16 protein-coding genes and 1 pseudogene are annotated in these 15,254 nt (G+C 62.1%); 4 read left to right on the top strand and 13 right to left on the bottom strand.

Features of this window, described 5'->3' with window-relative positions:
• Nucleotides 1–2: 2 nt before the first annotated feature.
• The 4 genes from ABCR88_RS32090 to exbB all read right to left on the bottom strand — a co-directional run bounded on the left by ABCR88_RS32090 (nucleotide 3) and on the right by exbB (nucleotide 3,260).
• Nucleotides 3–923 (bottom strand): hydrogen peroxide-inducible genes activator, encoded by a 921-nt coding sequence (locus tag ABCR88_RS32090; RefSeq protein ID WP_011064238.1) that lies wholly within the window; start codon nucleotides 921–923, stop codon nucleotides 3–5.
• A gap of 148 nt (nucleotides 924–1,071) precedes the next feature.
• Nucleotides 1,072–1,824: an energy transducer TonB gene (locus tag ABCR88_RS32085; RefSeq protein WP_011064237.1), complete on the bottom strand. Its 753-nt coding sequence runs from the start codon at nucleotides 1,822–1,824 to the stop codon at nucleotides 1,072–1,074.
• Nucleotides 1,821–2,249 carry a TonB system transport protein ExbD gene (gene exbD / locus ABCR88_RS32080; protein ID WP_011064236.1) on the bottom strand — a complete coding sequence of 143 codons (429 nt, stop codon included), beginning with the start codon at nucleotides 2,247–2,249 and terminating at the stop codon, nucleotides 1,821–1,823. Before exbD ends, ABCR88_RS32085 begins: the two co-directional genes overlap by 4 nt.
• A 6-nt stretch (nucleotides 2,250–2,255) precedes the next feature.
• Nucleotides 2,256–3,260: a tonB-system energizer ExbB gene (gene exbB / locus ABCR88_RS32075; RefSeq protein WP_015637473.1), complete on the bottom strand. Its 1,005-nt coding sequence runs from the start codon at nucleotides 3,258–3,260 to the stop codon at nucleotides 2,256–2,258.
• Between the two features lie 190 nt (nucleotides 3,261–3,450).
• Between exbB and ABCR88_RS32070 the strand changes: the two genes are divergently transcribed.
• A complete protein-coding gene (locus tag ABCR88_RS32070; RefSeq protein ID WP_350403877.1) occupies nucleotides 3,451–4,308 on the top strand; it encodes an SDR family oxidoreductase in 858 nt (285 codons plus the stop codon).
• A 121-nt stretch (nucleotides 4,309–4,429) separates the two neighbouring features.
• Here ABCR88_RS32070 and ABCR88_RS32065 read toward each other — a convergent pair whose 3' ends face one another.
• The 6 genes from ABCR88_RS32065 to ABCR88_RS32040 all read right to left on the bottom strand — a co-directional run bounded on the left by ABCR88_RS32065 (nucleotide 4,430) and on the right by ABCR88_RS32040 (nucleotide 9,720).
• Nucleotides 4,430–5,170 (bottom strand): hypothetical protein, encoded by a 741-nt coding sequence (locus tag ABCR88_RS32065; protein ID WP_011064233.1) that lies wholly within the window; start codon nucleotides 5,168–5,170, stop codon nucleotides 4,430–4,432.
• Nucleotides 5,171–5,225: 55 nt separating this feature from the next.
• Nucleotides 5,226–5,606, bottom strand: a complete 381-nt coding sequence (locus ABCR88_RS32060; protein WP_007921133.1) for a Rid family detoxifying hydrolase — start codon at nucleotides 5,604–5,606, stop codon at nucleotides 5,226–5,228.
• 24 nt (nucleotides 5,607–5,630) lie between these two features.
• Nucleotides 5,631–7,736, bottom strand: coding sequence for a bifunctional GTP diphosphokinase/guanosine-3',5'-bis pyrophosphate 3'-pyrophosphohydrolase (gene spoT / locus ABCR88_RS32055; protein WP_011064232.1), 2,106 nt, complete (start codon nucleotides 7,734–7,736; stop codon nucleotides 5,631–5,633).
• Nucleotides 7,737–7,793: 57 nt separating this feature from the next.
• Nucleotides 7,794–8,057 (bottom strand): DNA-directed RNA polymerase subunit omega, encoded by a 264-nt coding sequence (rpoZ, locus tag ABCR88_RS32050; protein WP_007921129.1) that lies wholly within the window; start codon nucleotides 8,055–8,057, stop codon nucleotides 7,794–7,796.
• Nucleotides 8,058–8,225: 168 nt separating this feature from the next.
• The gene (gene gmk, locus ABCR88_RS32045) at nucleotides 8,226–8,846 is read right to left on the bottom strand and encodes a guanylate kinase (RefSeq protein WP_011064231.1); all 621 of its coding nucleotides are present in this window, start codon (nucleotides 8,844–8,846) and stop codon (nucleotides 8,226–8,228) included.
• 10 nt (nucleotides 8,847–8,856) lie between these two features.
• Nucleotides 8,857–9,720, bottom strand: coding sequence for a YicC/YloC family endoribonuclease (locus tag ABCR88_RS32040; RefSeq protein WP_015637471.1), 864 nt, complete (start codon nucleotides 9,718–9,720; stop codon nucleotides 8,857–8,859).
• Between the two features lie 272 nt (nucleotides 9,721–9,992).
• Here ABCR88_RS32040 and rph point away from each other — a divergent pair, with 272 nt between their 5' ends.
• Both rph and ABCR88_RS32030 read left to right on the top strand, forming a co-directional pair.
• Nucleotides 9,993–10,715: a ribonuclease PH gene (gene rph / locus ABCR88_RS32035; RefSeq protein ID WP_011064229.1), complete on the top strand. Its 723-nt coding sequence runs from the start codon at nucleotides 9,993–9,995 to the stop codon at nucleotides 10,713–10,715.
• A gap of 30 nt (nucleotides 10,716–10,745) precedes the next feature.
• Nucleotides 10,746–11,114, top strand: coding sequence for a DUF4870 domain-containing protein (locus ABCR88_RS32030; RefSeq protein WP_011064228.1), 369 nt, complete (start codon nucleotides 10,746–10,748; stop codon nucleotides 11,112–11,114).
• A 61-nt stretch (nucleotides 11,115–11,175) separates the two neighbouring features.
• On the opposite strand, the gene ABCR88_RS32025 is transcribed toward ABCR88_RS32030, so the two are convergent.
• The gene (locus ABCR88_RS32025; RefSeq protein WP_011064227.1) at nucleotides 11,176–11,955 is read right to left on the bottom strand and encodes an exodeoxyribonuclease III; all 780 of its coding nucleotides are present in this window, start codon (nucleotides 11,953–11,955) and stop codon (nucleotides 11,176–11,178) included.
• Between the two features lie 81 nt (nucleotides 11,956–12,036).
• Here ABCR88_RS32025 and pyrE point away from each other — a divergent pair, with 81 nt between their 5' ends.
• Nucleotides 12,037–12,681, top strand: coding sequence for an orotate phosphoribosyltransferase (gene pyrE / locus ABCR88_RS32020; RefSeq protein ID WP_011064226.1), 645 nt, complete (start codon nucleotides 12,037–12,039; stop codon nucleotides 12,679–12,681).
• Nucleotides 12,682–12,832: 151 nt separating this feature from the next.
• On the opposite strand, the gene argB is transcribed toward pyrE, so the two are convergent.
• Both argB and ABCR88_RS32010 read right to left on the bottom strand, forming a co-directional pair.
• A complete protein-coding gene (gene argB, locus ABCR88_RS32015; RefSeq protein ID WP_011064225.1) occupies nucleotides 12,833–13,738 on the bottom strand; it encodes an acetylglutamate kinase in 906 nt (301 codons plus the stop codon).
• A 24-nt stretch (nucleotides 13,739–13,762) separates the two neighbouring features.
• A pseudogene (locus tag ABCR88_RS32010) lies at nucleotides 13,763–15,121 on the bottom strand (phosphomannomutase/phosphoglucomutase); the annotation flags it as partial.
• Between the last annotated feature and the right edge of the window lie 133 nt (nucleotides 15,122–15,254).

Genomic DNA, 15,254 nt, shown 5'->3' with positions numbered 1-15,254 from the left:
GCTTAACTCGCGGCGGGCGGCTTGGCCACCGAGCACAGGCGGATCGAGTCGGCGAGGATCTCGATGGCCTTGGGCCGCGGGAAGCTGGCGCGCCAGGCGATGGCCACGGTGCGGAACGGCACGGGCGGGGTCAGGGGGCGGACTTCGATCACCCCGGGGGCGTAGTGATGGCTGTCCACGGCCGACAGCGGCAGGATCGAGATGCCCAGGCCGGAGGCGACCATGTGGCGGATGGTTTCCAGGGAGCTGGATTCCACGGTGGTGTGCTTGGCGCCGTCGTTGCCCTTGGTCAGGGTCGGGCAGGCCTCCAGGACCTGGTCGCGGAAGCAGTGGCCTTCGCCCAGCAGCAACAGGCTCTTGTCGTTGAGCAGGTTGGCGTCGATGGTTTCCTTCTTGGTCCAGGGGTGGCCGCTGGGCATCAGCACATAGAAGGGTTCGTCGTACAGCGGCAGGGTCAGGACATCGGCCTCGTTGAACGGCAGGGCGATGATGATCGCGTCCAGCTCGCCGTTGCGCAGTTTGTCGCGCAGTACGTGGGTGAAGTTCTCTTCTATATACAGCGGCATCTGCGGGGCGACCCGGTGCAGCTGGGGAATCAGGTGCGGGAACAGGTAGGGGCCGACGGTGTAGATCGCCCCGACCTTGAGCGGTGCGGTCAGCTGGTTCTTGCCGGCCTGGGCCAGCTCACGGATGCCCTGGGCCTGCTCCAGGACCTTTTGCGCCTGGGCGACGATGGTCTCGCCCACCGGGGTCAGGCGCACGGCGCTCTTGCTGCGCTCGAAAATCAGCACGCCGAGTTCGTCTTCAAGCTTTTTCACGCCGACCGACAGGGTGGGCTGGCTGACATGGCAGCGCTCGGCGGCATGGCCGAAGTGCTGCTCTTGGGCGAGGGTAACGATGTAGCGCAATTCTGTAAGAGTCATAGCGGGCGTCCGTGAGGTTGCGGCCAAGCATAACGGCTGCAATCGATAGACGCACGTTATCAGACCGAGGGTGGAATGCGACACCCGCCAATGCCTGCTCCAGGCGGCACAAACGCTAAGGGCACCTTGAAGGTGCCCTTGCGGTGGATCAGCGGCGGCCGCGGCTGCGGTCGATCTCGTAGTTGTACGAGGCGGTGATTTCCACGCTGCCGTTGTTGAGCATGTCTGCCGGTGGCTTGGGCAGCGGCTGGGCACGACGGATCATGTCCAGCGTGGCCCGGTCCAGATCGGCATTGCCCGATCTGCCTACCAGCTCATAGGACAGCACCTTGCCTTCGGCATCGACGACGAAGCGCAGGGAATTGGTGCCTTCCTTGCCTCGACGCTGAGCCTCGCTCGGATAGCGCTTGTACTTGGCCAGGTGCGCCTGCAATTCCCCCTGCCAGTTAGCCTTGGCGGCGGCCTGGGCCGGTGACGGGCCAGGGGTCGCAGGCGCGGGCTGCTTGGACGGAGCCGGTGTGACCGGGGCGTCGCTGGGCTTTTCCTCGGAAGGCTTTTCCTTGGGCGGCTCAGGCTTGACCACCGGCTTTGGCGGTTGCGGCTTGGGCTTCTGCTTCACCGGCTTGGGTACCGAGATGGTCGGCTTCGGCGCTTCGGCCAGTTTCGGCAACGGCAGTTCTTCCACGGGGGCCGGCGGTTGTGGCGGGGTCACCACTTTCGGCGGCGCCGGTGGAGGCGGCACAGGGGCAGGTGCCAATTCCACCACCATGGCTTGGGGGGGGATGGGCATGGGCTGTGGCTTGGACCAGTTGAGGGCGAGCAGGATCGCCAACCCATGGACGCCCAACACCACTGCCAGGCTACCGCTGTAACGCGTCAGTCTTTGGCGCGTCGTGATCATTTCTTGGCTGCCGTCTCAAGTCCGACCAGGCCGACTTTCAGGTAGCCGGCCGCCCGCAGGGTGTCCATCACACTCATCAGGTCGCCGTAATCCACACCTTTGTCGGCCTGGAAGAAGATGGTCGTGTCTTTCTTGCCCTGGGTCCGGGCGTCGAGGATGGCGCCAAGGGTTTCAGCCTTGACTTCGTCTTCGCCGAGGAACAGGCGCTTGTCGGCCTTGACGCTGAGGAATACCGGTTTTTCCGGACGCGGCGCCGGTTTGGCGCTGGAGGCGGGCAGGTCGACCTTGATGTCCACGGTGGCCAGCGGTGCGGCCACCATGAAGATGATCAGCAGCACCAGCATCACGTCGATGAACGGCGTGACGTTGATCTCGTGGTTTTCGGCCAGGTCGTCGCCTGCGCCTTCTTTCAAATGCAAGCCCATGGCTGATTACCCCACTTTCACCATGTGCGGTTGTGCGGAGCGCTCGTTCGGCTGGTGATCCAGGTCGCGGCTGACCAGCAGCAGGACCTCGGCCGAGGCGTCGGTGACCTGGGCCTTGTAGCCGGTGATGGAGCGGGCGAAGACGTTATAGATCACCACCGCGGGAATCGCGGCAACCAGGCCCAGGGCTGTGGCCAGCAGGGCTTCGGCGATACCCGGGGCAACCACGGCAAGGTTGGTGGTCTGGGTTTTGGCGATGCCGATGAAGCTGTTCATGATGCCCCACACGGTGCCGAACAGGCCGACGAACGGCGCGGTGGAACCGATGGTGGCCAGCACGCCGGTGCCGCTGCTCATGTTGCGGCCGCAGGCAGCCACCAGGCGCTCCAGGCGGAAGCTGACGCGCTCCTTGATGCCTTCCTTCTCGCGGCTGTTGGCCGAGAGGCGCATCTCTTCCAGGGCGTCGTGCACCAGCAGGTTGGCCAGGGTGCCCTCCTTGGTGGCGGTGGCGCTGGCTTCCTTTAGGGTGGTGGCCTTTTTCAGCGCGGCGATTTCAGTGCGCAGGCGGCGCTTGGCACCCATCAGCTCGAAGCCTTTGGCGATCCAGATGGTCCAGGTGATGATCGAGGCGATGGCCAGGCCGATCATCACCAGTTTCACGATGATGTCGGCGTTCTGGTACATGCCCCACGGCGACAGGTCATGGGCCATGCCCAGGGTGTTGTCGGCCTCCAGGACTTCAGGAGCGTCTTCGCCGATAGCGGGCTGGCCTTCGGCCTGGACTGGCTCGCCGGCCACTGGGGCTGCGGCTGGAGCGGTCGGGTCGGTGGCCGTATGTTCAGCGGCTGGAGCGGTCGCGGCAGGGGCTGCGGCGGTGGCTGGGGCGTGCTGGTCGGCAAAGGCTGCGGTCGGTGCCAGCAGCAGGCTGCACAACAGCGCTGCAACCGCGCTCATGGCGCGCAGCGGGCTTGGGCGTTTGGTTGGCGAGACGGAGAGTTGGTTGCTTGTCATGCTGGCCGGACCTGAGAGGAGAAAAGGGTGAAATGTCCTTCTAGGCCTCGCAGGGCCGAGAACAAAATGGGCGGTTATTATTGCAAGTAATTCTTGTTAACAGAAGTAATAGAGTATCTTTTTTTCCTTGATTGCTAGCCGTTCGTCCAGTGCGAGGGCTAGTCTTGACCTTTCCCAAAGGAGTTTTCTGATGTCCTCCCCCTCTGTATTGATCGCCGGTTGCGGTGATGTCGGGAGTCGCCTGGCGACTCAACTGCTGGCCGAGCAATGGCAGGTTTACGGCCTGCGTCGCAACGTATCGCGCTTGCCACAGGGGGTGGTGGGCATTGCAGGTGACCTGTTCAGCGAGCAATGCCCCGGGCAATGGCCGCAGAAGTCGCCGGACTATCTGGTGTATTGCGCGGCGGCCACCGAGCATGACGAAGCCGGATATCGCGCAGCTTATGTCGATGGTCTGCAGCATGTACTGGGCTGGCTCAAGCAGCGCGGCCAGGCGCCCAAGCGTTTGCTGTTTGTCTCCAGCAGCAGCGTTTATGAGCAGAAGGACGGTGAGTGGGTCGACGAGACTTCCGTGGCCGAGGCCCAGGCCTACTCCGGACGCATGATGCTGGAAGCCGAGCAGGTGGCTCTGGGCAGCGATATTCCCGCCACTGTGGTGCGCTTGACCGGCATCTATGGCCCGGGTCGCGAGTGGCTGCTGACCCAGGTGCGCCGGGGTTATCGCGTGGCGATCGAGCCGCCGTTGTACGGCAACCGTATTCACGCGGACGATGCCGCGGGCCTGCTGGCGTTCCTGATCAAGGCGGACCGCAGTGGCACGGCGCTGGATGATTGCTATATCGGCGTGGACGATGCGCCCGCGCCCCTGGCAGAGGTCGTCGACTGGCTGCGCGATTACCTGGGCGTCACCGAATGGGCGGACGATGCCAGCGTGCGTCGTACCGGCAGCAAGCGTTGCAGCAATGCCCGGGCCAGGGCGCTGGGCTGGGTGCCGCGCTATCCGAGTTATCGCGAAGGTTATGCAGCGATTCTGACGACGCAGGGCTAAGCTGCCCGAGCAGCTTGGGGTCGCGGTCGAAGGCTGCGACCGGCTTCCCGAGGGCGTCGCTGCCGACAGGCCGAAGGTCCTGTGGACCTTGTCGCAGCCTGCGGCAGCGGCTACAGGGTAGTTACTGCTTTTCCAGCAACCACTGCTGGCTGCCCGGCGTCAGCGAGGGCACTTCATCCGCCAGGGCGGTATTCACCGCCTGGAAGATCTCCAGCTGTTGATCCTTGCGCACGAAGATCCAGGAGTTGCCCTGGCCGTTGAGCTGCAGCCAGATGCTATCGTTGCCGCCGCTCATCGAGGCGCAGTCGCCAGCCAGGCACAAGGCGTAGCGATCGGCGCCCGGCAGGCCCTGGACGGCGCCGTTTGCCTGGAACTGCACCTCGTTGCCCAGGCCCGGTCCGTTGACGATCTTCCACTTGCCACCCAGATACGCCGAGTACAAGGCGCGCTCGAAGTTGGCGCCTAGCGGCGCGCCTTCGGGGGCGGGGTCTTTGGGGCGGTCGAAGACCTGCTCGGGCTCATTGTCGTTGGCCACTTGCAGCAGTTGCTTGCCGTTGCGCTTCAAGTCGGTGGCGGCGCTGCCATAGAACTCGACTTTTGCAGTGCTGGAACCGTCGCCGATGATCTTGCCTTCGACGGTTTCGAAACCGTTGGTGTAGCGGGCCTGGCCAGCCTTGGTATTGAGCTCCCATTCCAGGTTCGGGCCGTAGGCCTGGAGGGCTTCACGCAAAGGGCCGCCCTTGGAGGCTGCGTCGATCGCTACCTGATTGATCCAGATGCCGCCCACATCGTTTTTGGCGGGGTCGCTGGCACAACCGCCGAGCAGTACGGCGAGCAGCGAAACAGCTAGCGCTTGGCGCATGACGAAATCCTTTCAGAACGAAAACGGCGCAGCCTTGAGGGCTGCGCCGCGGGTGTTACTCGATGACCAGAATGGCATCCATTTCAACCTGTGCACCCTTTGGCAGGGCGGCCACGCCAATGGCGGCGCGGGCTGGGTAAGGCTGTTGGAAATACTTGCCCATGATCTCGTTGACCTTGGCGAAGTGGCTCAGGTCGGTGAGGAAGATGTTCAGCTTGACGATGTCCTTGAACGAACCGCCAGCGGCCTCGGCTACCGACTTGAGGTTTTCGAACACCTGGACGGTCTGGGCTTCGAAGCCTTCCACCAGCTCCATGGTCTTGGGGTCCAGAGGGATCTGGCCGGACATGTAGACGGTGTTGCCAGCCTTGATCGCCTGGGAGTAGGTGCCGATGGCAGCAGGTGCCTTGTCGCTGGTGATAACAGTCTTGGTCATGAATGACTCCTTGTAATGGACGGGCTACGCACGCATGCGGGTGATGCGGATGACCCCGGTCAGGGCGCGCAGTTTCTTGATCACGCGGGCCAGGTGTACGCGGTCGTGCACGCTGACCACCAGTTGGACCACGCTGATGCGACCATCGCGTTCGTCCATGCTGATTTTCTCGATGTTGCCGTCGGCGGCGTTGACGCTGCTGGCCAGCAGCGCGATCAGGCCGCGTTGGTGTTCCAGTTCGACGCGCAGTTCGACATTGAATTCGCCGGTGACATCCTTGGCCCAGGAGAGCTGGATGCACTTTTCCGGGTTATGGCGGATTTCGCTGATATTGCGGCAGTTGTCCAGGTGCACCACCATCCCCTTGCCGGCGGACAGGTGGCCGACGATCGGATCGCCCGGGATCGGCGTGCAGCACTTGGCGTAGCTCAGCACCAGGCCTTCGGTGCCGCGGATTGCCAGCGGGCCTTCCGGGCTTGGCAGCTGTTCGCCTTCGCCCAGCAGGCGGCGCGCCACAACGTAGGCCATGCGGTTGCCCAGGCCGATGTCTTCCAGCAGGTCTTCGATCAGTTCCAGGCGGTATTCCTGGAGAATCGCCTGAATGCGTTCGGCCGGGACCTTTTCCAGGGAGCTGTCGAAGCCGTTGAGCACCTTGTTCAGCAAGCGTTCGCCGAGGCTGATGGACTCGGAGCGGCGCTGCAGCTTGAGAGCATGGCGGATATGAGTGCGGGCCTTGCCGGTGACCACGAAATTCAGCCAGGCCGGGTTCGGGCGCGCGCCCGGGGCGCTGACGATTTCCACTGTGGAACCGCTTTGCAGGGGTTCGGACAGCGGCGCCAGGCGACGATTGATCCGGCAGGCGATGCAGCTGTTGCCGACGTCGGTGTGAACCGCGTAGGCGAAGTCCACCGCGGTGGAGCCTTTGGGCAGCTCCATGATCCGGCCTTTGGGCGTGAACACGTAGACTTCGTCCGGGAACAGGTCGATCTTCACGCTCTCGATGAATTCCAGGGAGTTGCCGGCGCGTTGCTGCATTTCCAGCACGCCCTTGACCCATTGGCGGGCGCGGGCGTGAGTGCCTTTGGGTTGTTCGTCGCCACTGGATTTGTACAGCCAGTGGGCGGCGATGCCGTTATTGGCCATTTCTTCCATTTCCCGGGTACGAATCTGGATCTCGATCGGTACTCCGTGCATGCCGAACAGCGTGGTATGCAGCGACTGATAGCCGTTGGCCTTGGGAATGGCGATGTAGTCCTTGAAGCGTCCCGGTAGCGGCTTGTACAAATTATGTACAGCGCCGAGTACGCGATAGCAGGTGTCTACCTTGTCGACGATGATGCGGAACGCATAAACGTCCATGATCTCGTTGAAGGCTCGACGCTTGCCGCGCATCTTCTTGTAGATGCCGTACAGGTGCTTCTGGCGACCGCTGACCTCGCCCTGGATGCCGTCGATGGCCAGGCAGTGGCTGAGGGATTCCTCGATCTTGTTGACGATTTCCTTGCGGTTGCCCCGGGCGCGCTTGACCGCCTGGTAGATCCGCGCGGAACGCATCGGGTGCATCGCCTTGAAGCCCAGGTCTTCGAATTCGATGCGGATGGCGTGCATGCCCAGGCGGTTGGCGATGGGGGCGTAGATCTCCAGGGTTTCCTTGGCGATCCGCCGACGCTTTTCGCCGGAAAGTACTTCCAGGGTGCGCATGTTGTGCAGGCGGTCGGCCAGCTTGACCAGGATCACGCGAATGTCGCGGGCCATGGCCATGGCCATCTTCTGGAAGTTTTCCGCTTGGGCTTCGGCCTTGGTTTCGAAGTTCATCTGGGTCAGTTTGCTGACCCCATCCACCAATTCGGCCACGGTTTCGCCGAACTGCGCGCTGAGCGCTTCCTTGGCGATGCCGGTGTCTTCGATGACGTCATGCAGCATCGCGGCCATCAGGCTCTGATGGTCCATGTGCATGTCGGCAAGAATGTTCGCTACCGCGAGTGGGTGCGTGACGTACGCCTCGCCGCTGCGACGGCGTTGACCGTCATGGGCTTGTTCGGCGTAGAAATACGCTCGGCGGACCAGATTGACCTGGTCCGTGCCGAGATAGGTCGATAAGCGATCGGCGAGGGCGTCTATGCTCGGCATGATGTCTCCTGCCGTAAGCTGTGATCCCGCGCCGTGCTACGTCGACCAGGCATAGGCTCAGACGGCCTCGTTGGACTCGTCCTCGAAAGCAGCGAAAAGCGGCTCATCTTCAACGATTTCGGCTTCGGCGATGGCTGCGTAGTCGATCAGGCCTTCAGCGATTTCGCGCAGGGCGACAACGGTAGGTTTGTCGTTTTCCCATGCTACTTTCGGCTCTTTGCCGCCGGTGGCCAGTTGACGGGCACGCTTGGTAGAGAGCATGACCAGCTCAAAGCGGTTATCCACGTGTTCTAGGCAGTCTTCAACGGTTACGCGGGCCATGGTCTTCCTCGTAGCAAATGCAATATGCGCGCTGCCCGGATGGGCGAGCGGACTCGACAGTTTAAAAAATCACCAGCGTTAAGGGAAGCGCTGATTTTTTAACCAAGCCCTTCAACGCGCTGCAAGTGCCAATGTAAAGCGCTTGCAGCGGTTTTGGGAAGTGCTGTTTTAACCCAGGAGTTCAGCCAGCAATTTGCCGAAACGCTGCTGCTGGCGTTTCTGTTGCAGCTGATTGGCGCGGAAAATCGCCTTCAGGTCGCCCAGTGCGTGGGCGAAATCGTCGTTGATGATCAGATAGTCGTAGTCGACGTAGTGGCTCATTTCGCTGACGGCTTCGCGCATCCGCCCGTCGATGACCTCGTCACTGTCCTGCCCACGGTTGGTCAGGCGCTGGTGCAGGGCTTGCAAGGACGGTGGCAGGATGAAGATCGAACGGGCCTGGGGCATCAGCTTGCGTACTTGTTCCGCGCCTTGCCAGTCGATTTCCAGAATCAGATCGTGGCCTGCGTCCAGGGTTTGCTGCAGGTGGCTTTGCGAGGTTCCGTAGAGGTTGCCGAACACTTCGGCGCGCTCCAGGAAGTCCCCGTGCTCACCCATCTTCACGAACGTCTCGCGGGAGACGAAGTGATAGTTCACGCCGTCCACCTCACCGGGGCGCATGGCACGGGTGGTGTGGGAGACCGAGACGCGAATCTCCGGTTTGGCGTCGGTCAGGGCCTTGACCAGGCTGCTCTTGCCCGCGCCCGACGGCGCGGAAATGATGTACAGGGTGCCGGTGCTGTGGGTCATGTCAGTTGCCTTACTCAATATTCTGCACTTGTTCGCGCATCTGCTCGATCAACACCTTGAGGTTGACCGCAGCTTGGGTGCTGCGCGGGTCGAAGGCCTTGGAGCCCAGTGTGTTGGCTTCGCGGTTGAGTTCCTGCATCAGGAAGTCCAGGCGCCGCCCGGCCGCGCCGCCGGACTTAAGCACGCGACGTACTTCAATGATGTGGGTGCTCAGGCGGTCCAGTTCTTCGGCGACGTCGCTTTTCTGTGCCAGCAGCACCATCTCCTGTTCGAGACGGGTCGGATCCAGCTCGGCCTGCATGTCGGCGAAGCGGTCGAGGATCTTCTGGCGCTGGGTCGCGAGCATCTGCGGGACCAGTTCACGCAGGGTCGCCACGTCTTCCTCGATGGAGGACAGGCGTTCGTCGATCAGCCTGGCCAGTTCGGCGCCTTCCCGTTCGCGGCCGTTCTTCAGTTCCTTCAAGCCCTGGTTGAACAGGGCCAGGGCGTCACTGTTCAAGGCTTGCGGGTCAGTGGCGTCGGCCACCAGTACGCCCGGCCAGGCCAGGACTTCCAGCGGGTTGAGCGCGGCCGGCTGCTTGATCAGGCTGGCGACGGACTCGGCGGCGGCGACCAGTTGCGCGGCGCGCTCGCGATCTACCTGCAGCGGTTTGCCGGCGGTTTCCTCGATGAAGCGCAAGGTGCACTCGACCTTGCCGCGGGACAGGCCCTGGCGCAGGGCTTCGCGGACCGCGCCTTCAAGGTCGCGAAAGGCTTCCGGCAAACGCAGGTGCGGCTCCAGGTAGCGGCTGTTGACCGAGCGCAGTTCCCAGCTCAGGGTGCCCTGAGTGCCTGCCCGTTCTACCCGGGCGAAGGCGGTCATGCTGTGCACCATGGAGGTACCTCCGATTCAGCGCCGGCACCAACCGTGAGGGGGTTGGGCGGGCCTGATAAAGATGAATTGAAGCCGACAGGCTGCGAAGGCGCAGGATTGTAGCGCAGTGCGGTCGGAGCCCCCAAACCCTGGTGCTGCCAATGCATTGCAGCTCGTCGCAACAGGACTCATCCGCGGTGTAAATGCTCCTTTGACCTTTTTAGGCGTGCCCTGGCGCGGTTGCGGGCTTTATAATGCTCGGCAGTTTTCCGTCCCCGTACAGGTGTTCCCCTATGAAACGTCCAAGTGGTCGCGCCGCCGATCAGCTCCGCTCGATCCGCATCACCCGCAACTACACCAAACACGCCGAGGGATCTGTACTGGTCGAGTTCGGTGATACCAAAGTGATCTGCACGGTCAGCGTCGAGAATGGTGTGCCGCGCTTCCTCAAGGGCCAGGGTCAGGGTTGGCTGACTGCCGAGTACGGCATGCTGCCGCGGGCTACCGGCGAGCGTAACCAGCGCGAAGCCAGCCGTGGCAAGCAGGGCGGTCGGACCCTGGAGATCCAGCGCCTGATCGGCCGTTCGCTGCGCGCCGCGCTGGACATGTCCAAGCTGGGCGACGTCACCCTGTATGTCGATTGCGACGTGATCCAGGCCGACGGCGGTACTCGTACCGCATCGATCACTGGCGCCATGGTGGCTCTGGTCGACGCCTTGAAAGTGATCAAGAAGCGCGGTGGCCTGAAAGGCGGCGATCCGCTGAAGCAGATGATCGCCGCGGTATCCGTCGGCATGTACCAGGGCGAACCGGTCCTGGACCTGGATTATTTGGAAGACTCGGCTGCCGAAACCGACCTCAACGTTGTGATGACCAGCACCGGTGGTTTCATCGAAGTGCAGGGCACTGCCGAAGGTGCGCCGTTCCAGCCGGCTGAACTGAATGCGATGCTGGCCCTGGCCCAGCAAGGCATGAACGAGATTTTCCAACTGCAGCAAGCCGCGCTCGCCGATTGATGGGCGCAGGTCTTCAGCAAGGAGAGCACCATGAGTGATGAACAACTGCCGCTGCCTACGCCGAGCCACGAAGTCCGGCAATGGGCGATGTTTTGTCACCTGTCCGCCTTACTGGGGATCTGGGTTCCTTTCGGCACACTGATCGGACCGTTGATTCTCTGGCAGATGAAGCGCGAAACCGATCCCTTTATCGATGCCCAGGGCAAGGAAGCACTGAACTTCCAGCTGACCGTCGCCATTGCGTCGGCGGTGTGCTTCCTGTTGATGATCGTGGTGATCGGGTTCTTTATGTTCGGCCTGCTGGCGATCGGAGCCCTGGTGCTGACCATCATCGGCGGAGTCAAGGCTGGCGAAGGGGTGCCTTATCGCTACCCCTTTACCTGGCGCCTGATCAAGTAGCTCGAGCAAGCACAAAAAAGCCGACAGCGATGTCGGCTTTTTTGTGGCGGTGAAAGGACGCTTAGATGGTCAGCGTCCAGTCATAGTCCACGATCAGCGGTGCGTGCTGCGAGAAGCGCGGCTGGCGCGGCAGGCGAGCGCTGCGGACAAAGCGACGCAGGCCGGGAGTCAGCAACTGGTAATCGAAACGCCAGCCCAGGTTGAGCATCTCGGCCTGTTCGTTGTCCGGCCACCAGCTGTACTGGTCGCCTTCACGGCTGACTTCACGCAATGCGTCGACATAACCCATGTTGCCAATGATCTCGTCCATCCAGGCACGCTCAGGTGCCAGGAAGCCCGGAGATTGCTGGCTGTCGCGCCAGTTCTTGATATCCAGCTTCTGTTGCGCCACGTACAGCGAGCCACAATAAATGTACTCGCGACGTTTGCGCCGCTGTTTATCCAGATAACGGGCGAAATCGTCCATTAGCTTGAACTTCTGGTTCAAGTCTTCATCGCCGTTCTGCCCTGATGGAAGCAGCAAGGTCGCGATGCTGACCTTGTCGAAATCGGCTTGCAGGTAGCGCCCGTAACGATCGGCTGTCTCGAAGCCGAGGCCGCTGATGACCGCCTTCGGCTGCAACCGCGAATACAAAGCCACACCGCCTTGGGCAGGGACTTCGGCATCGCAGGCATAAAGGAAGTAGCCATCCAGTTGGAAGGCTGGGTCGTCCAGTTCAAAGGCAGAGGCGCGGGTGTCCTGCAGGCAGATGACGTCGGCATTCTGTGCCTGCAGCCAACTGAGCAAACCACGCTCCACTGCAGCCTGAATACCATTGACGTTCACACTGATGATCCGCATAAATGGCCCCAAAAATCACGTGCGTGTATGATACCCGAGCTCTACCTAATTAGCTAAATCCGTGGTATCTGGGGTTTTTTCATGCAGGCGTATCAGCGCGATTTCATTCGTTTTGCCATCGATCGCGGGGTTTTGCGCTTCGGTGAGTTCACCCTGAAGTCCGGGCGCACCAGCCCTTACTTCTTCAATGCCGGCCTGTTCAACAGCGGTTCGGCGCTGGCCCAGCTGGGGCGTTTCTACGCCGCGGCGATCGTCGAAAGCGGCATTCCCTTCGATGTGCTGTTTGGCCCGGCCTATAAAGGCATTCCTCTGGCGGCGGCCACTGCGGTGGCGCTTGCCGAGCATCACCAGCGCGATCTGCCCTGGTGCTTCAACCGCAAGGAAGCCAAGGCTCACGGCGAAGGCGGCAGCCTGGTGGGGGCTCCCTTGACTGGCGATGTGCTGATCATCGACGACGTGATCACCGCCGGCACGGCGATCCGCGAAGTGATGCAGATCATCGAGTCCCAGGACGGCGCCAAGGCGGCCGGGGTGCTGATCGCCCTGAACCGTCAGGAACGCGGCAACGGCGAGTTGTCGGCGATCCAGGAAGTCGAGCGTGACTTCGGCATTCCGGTGGTGAGCATTGTCTCCCTGACCCAGGTCCTGCAGTTCCTGGCGGATGATCCGGCGCTCAAGCAGCATCTGCCAGCGGTGGAAGCCTACCGCGCGCAGTACGGAATCTGACCTGTAGGAGCCGGCTTGCCGGCGAAGAGGCCTTTGGGCCTTGAGTTGCCCGCGTGAGTGCCTTCGCCGGCAAGCCGGCTCCCACAAAGATTGCGTCGATAAAAAAGCCCCTGCCCGGGATCCCGGGCGGGGGCTTTTTTGTGCCTGGTGCTTAAGGACGCTTGCGGTTGCTGATCAGGGTGCCGACACCCGTGTCGGTGAAGATCTCCAGCAGGATCGCGTTGGGCACGCGACCGTCGATGATCAGCGAGCTGCCGACCCCGCCTTGCACGGCTTCTAGCGCGCAGCGGATTTTCGGCAGCATGCCGCCGTAGATGGTGCCGTCGGCGATCAGCTCGTCGACCTGCTGGGTGCTCAGGCCGGTGAGGACCTTGCCCGACTTGTCCATCAGGCCGGCGATGTTGGTCAGCAGCATCAGCTTTTCGGCTTTCAATGCTTCGGCCACCTTGCCAGCCACCAGATCGGCGTTAATGTTGTAGGACTCGCCGTTGGCGCCGACCCCGATCGGTGCGATCACCGGGATGAAATCACCCTTGACCAGCAGGTTCAGCAGGTCGGTGTTGATCCCGACCACTTCGCCCACATGGCCGATATCGATGATTTCCGGGGTGGTCATTTCCGGCGTCTGGCGGGTCACGGTGAGTTTTTTTGCCCGGATCAGCTCGGCATCCTTGCCGGTCAGGCCGATGGCGCTGCCACCGTGACGGTTGATCAGGTTGACGATGTCCTTGTTGACCTGGCCACCGAGGACCATCTCCACCACGTCCATGGTTTGCGCATCGGTCACGCGCATGCCATCGACGAAGTGGCTTTCAATGGAAAGGCGCTTGAGCAGGTCACCGATCTGCGGGCCGCCACCGTGCACCACCACCGGGTTGATCCCGACAGCCTTCATCAGCACGATGTCGCGGGCGAAGCCGGTTTTCAGTTCCTCGCTTTCCATAGCGTTGCCGCCGTACTTGATCACCAGGGTCTTGCCGACATAACGGCGAATATAAGGCAGCGCTTCGGATAGGACCTTGGCGGTATTGGCGGCGGCATCGCGTTCGATGGTCATTCAGGGCTCCGGTGCTTCAAACAGTCAAAACGGTAGTTGGAGATCAGGTGCAACACGTTTCAGCTGGACGTGGAACACGTCCTTAATCCGCTGCAGCTCGGCTTCGTCATCAGCCTCGAAGCGCAGCACCAGCACAGGGGTGGTGTTGGAGGCGCGAACCAGGCCCCAGCCCTTGGCATAGTCGACTCGCACGCCGTCAATGGTGGTCAGGTCGGCGCCTGCGCCCCACTGCGCGTCGTGCAGGGCATCAATGATGCTGAATTTGCTCTCTTCGGTCACATGGATATTGATTTCCGGCGTAGAAATATCGTTCGGGAAGGTCGCGAACAACTCTTCTGCGGTGGATTTTTCCTTGCTGAGGATCTCCAGCAACCGTGCGGCGCTATAAATGCCGTCGTCGAAGCCGAACCAGCGTTCCTTGAAGAACACATGGCCGCTCATTTCGCCGGCCAGCAGTGCACCGGTCTGCTTCATTTTCTTTTTGATCAACGAGTGACCGGTCTTCCACATTAGCGGGCGACCGCCATATTCCTTGATCAGCGGAATCAGGCGTCGGGTGCATTTGACGTCGAAGATGATCTCCGCATCCGGGTTGCGCGCCACCACGTCCTTGGCGAACAGCATCAGCAGGCGGTCGGGGAAGACGATGCTGCCGGTGTTGGTCACCACGCCGACACGATCGCCGTCGCCGTCGAAGGCCAGGCCCAGGTCGGCGCCGGTTTCCTTGACCTTGGCAATCAGGTCCTCGAGGTTCTCGGGCTTGCCCGGATCCGGGTGGTGGTTGGGGAAGTTGCCGTCCACTTCGCAGAACAGCGGGATCACTTCGCAGTTCAGGGCTTCGATCAACTGTGGGGCAATCACCCCGGCGGCGCCGTTGCCGCAATCCACCACGACTTTCAGGCGGCGGGCCAGCTTGACGTCACGGATGATCTCCTCGGCGTAGCGCGGCAGGATGTCGACCTGGGTGACGCTGCCCTGGGCGCTGCTCAGGTTGTTGCTCTTGAGGCGCTCGTGCAGGGCCTGGATCTGTTCATTGGCCAGGGTGTCGCCGGCGATGACGATCTTGAAACCGTTGTAGTTCGAGGGGTTGTGGCTGCCGGTGAGCATTACGCCGGACTTGCCGGCCAGTACGTTGGCCGCGTAATACAGGGCCGGGGTGGGCACCAGGCCGACGTCGCTGACGTGGCAGCCGCTGTCGTGCAGGCCCTGGATCAGTTGCGCCACCAGTTCCGGCCCGGACAGGCGGCCATCGCGGCCCACGGAGACGTTCGGTTCACCCTGGGCCAGGCTCTGGGAGCCGATGGCGCGGCCGATCCAGTAGGCGGTTTCAGCAGTCAGGGTTTGCGGTACAACGCCGCGGATGTCGTAGGCGCGGAAGATGCTGTCGGGGAATTTCGGGGCGACTTTAGCTGCGTTGCTCATCACTGAGGGTGCTCCATCTGAAGGGGTGCAGTACGGCCGTGGGAGGACAGGTCGGCAGGCTCAAACTGAAGGGTATGACGGCGTTTTCAGCATA

This window comes from Pseudomonas sp. W17, assembly GCF_040268305.1.
Lineage (GTDB): Bacteria > Pseudomonadota > Gammaproteobacteria > Pseudomonadales > Pseudomonadaceae > Aquipseudomonas > Aquipseudomonas protegens.
This window is presented reverse-complemented; position numbering and strand designations above follow the sequence as displayed.

Coding starts and splice junctions, on each gene's coding strand:
- pyrE (WP_011064226.1), top strand. CDS start 12,037: ATGCAGGCGTATCAGCGCGATTTCATTCGTTTTGCCATCGATCGCGGG.
- ABCR88_RS32065 (WP_011064233.1), bottom strand. CDS start 5,170: ATGCGCCAAGCGCTAGCTGTTTCGCTGCTCGCCGTACTGCTCGGCGGT.
- ABCR88_RS32060 (WP_007921133.1), bottom strand. CDS start 5,606: ATGACCAAGACTGTTATCACCAGCGACAAGGCACCTGCTGCCATCGGC.
- exbB (WP_015637473.1), bottom strand. CDS start 3,260: ATGACAAGCAACCAACTCTCCGTCTCGCCAACCAAACGCCCAAGCCCG.
- argB (WP_011064225.1), bottom strand. CDS start 13,738: ATGACCATCGAACGCGATGCCGCCGCCAATACCGCCAAGGTCCTATCC.
- ABCR88_RS32040 (WP_015637471.1), bottom strand. CDS start 9,720: ATGGTGCACAGCATGACCGCCTTCGCCCGGGTAGAACGGGCAGGCACT.
- exbD (WP_011064236.1), bottom strand. CDS start 2,249: ATGGGCTTGCATTTGAAAGAAGGCGCAGGCGACGACCTGGCCGAAAAC.
- gmk (WP_011064231.1), bottom strand. CDS start 8,846: ATGACCCACAGCACCGGCACCCTGTACATCATTTCCGCGCCGTCGGGC.
- rph (WP_011064229.1), top strand. CDS start 9,993: ATGAAACGTCCAAGTGGTCGCGCCGCCGATCAGCTCCGCTCGATCCGC.
- ABCR88_RS32025 (WP_011064227.1), bottom strand. CDS start 11,955: ATGCGGATCATCAGTGTGAACGTCAATGGTATTCAGGCTGCAGTGGAG.
- ABCR88_RS32085 (WP_011064237.1), bottom strand. CDS start 1,824: ATGATCACGACGCGCCAAAGACTGACGCGTTACAGCGGTAGCCTGGCA.
- spoT (WP_011064232.1), bottom strand. CDS start 7,736: ATGCCGAGCATAGACGCCCTCGCCGATCGCTTATCGACCTATCTCGGC.
- ABCR88_RS32030 (WP_011064228.1), top strand. CDS start 10,746: ATGAGTGATGAACAACTGCCGCTGCCTACGCCGAGCCACGAAGTCCGG.
- ABCR88_RS32090 (WP_011064238.1), bottom strand. CDS start 923: ATGACTCTTACAGAATTGCGCTACATCGTTACCCTCGCCCAAGAGCAG.
- rpoZ (WP_007921129.1), bottom strand. CDS start 8,057: ATGGCCCGCGTAACCGTTGAAGACTGCCTAGAACACGTGGATAACCGC.
- ABCR88_RS32070 (WP_350403877.1), top strand. CDS start 3,451: ATGTCCTCCCCCTCTGTATTGATCGCCGGTTGCGGTGATGTCGGGAGT.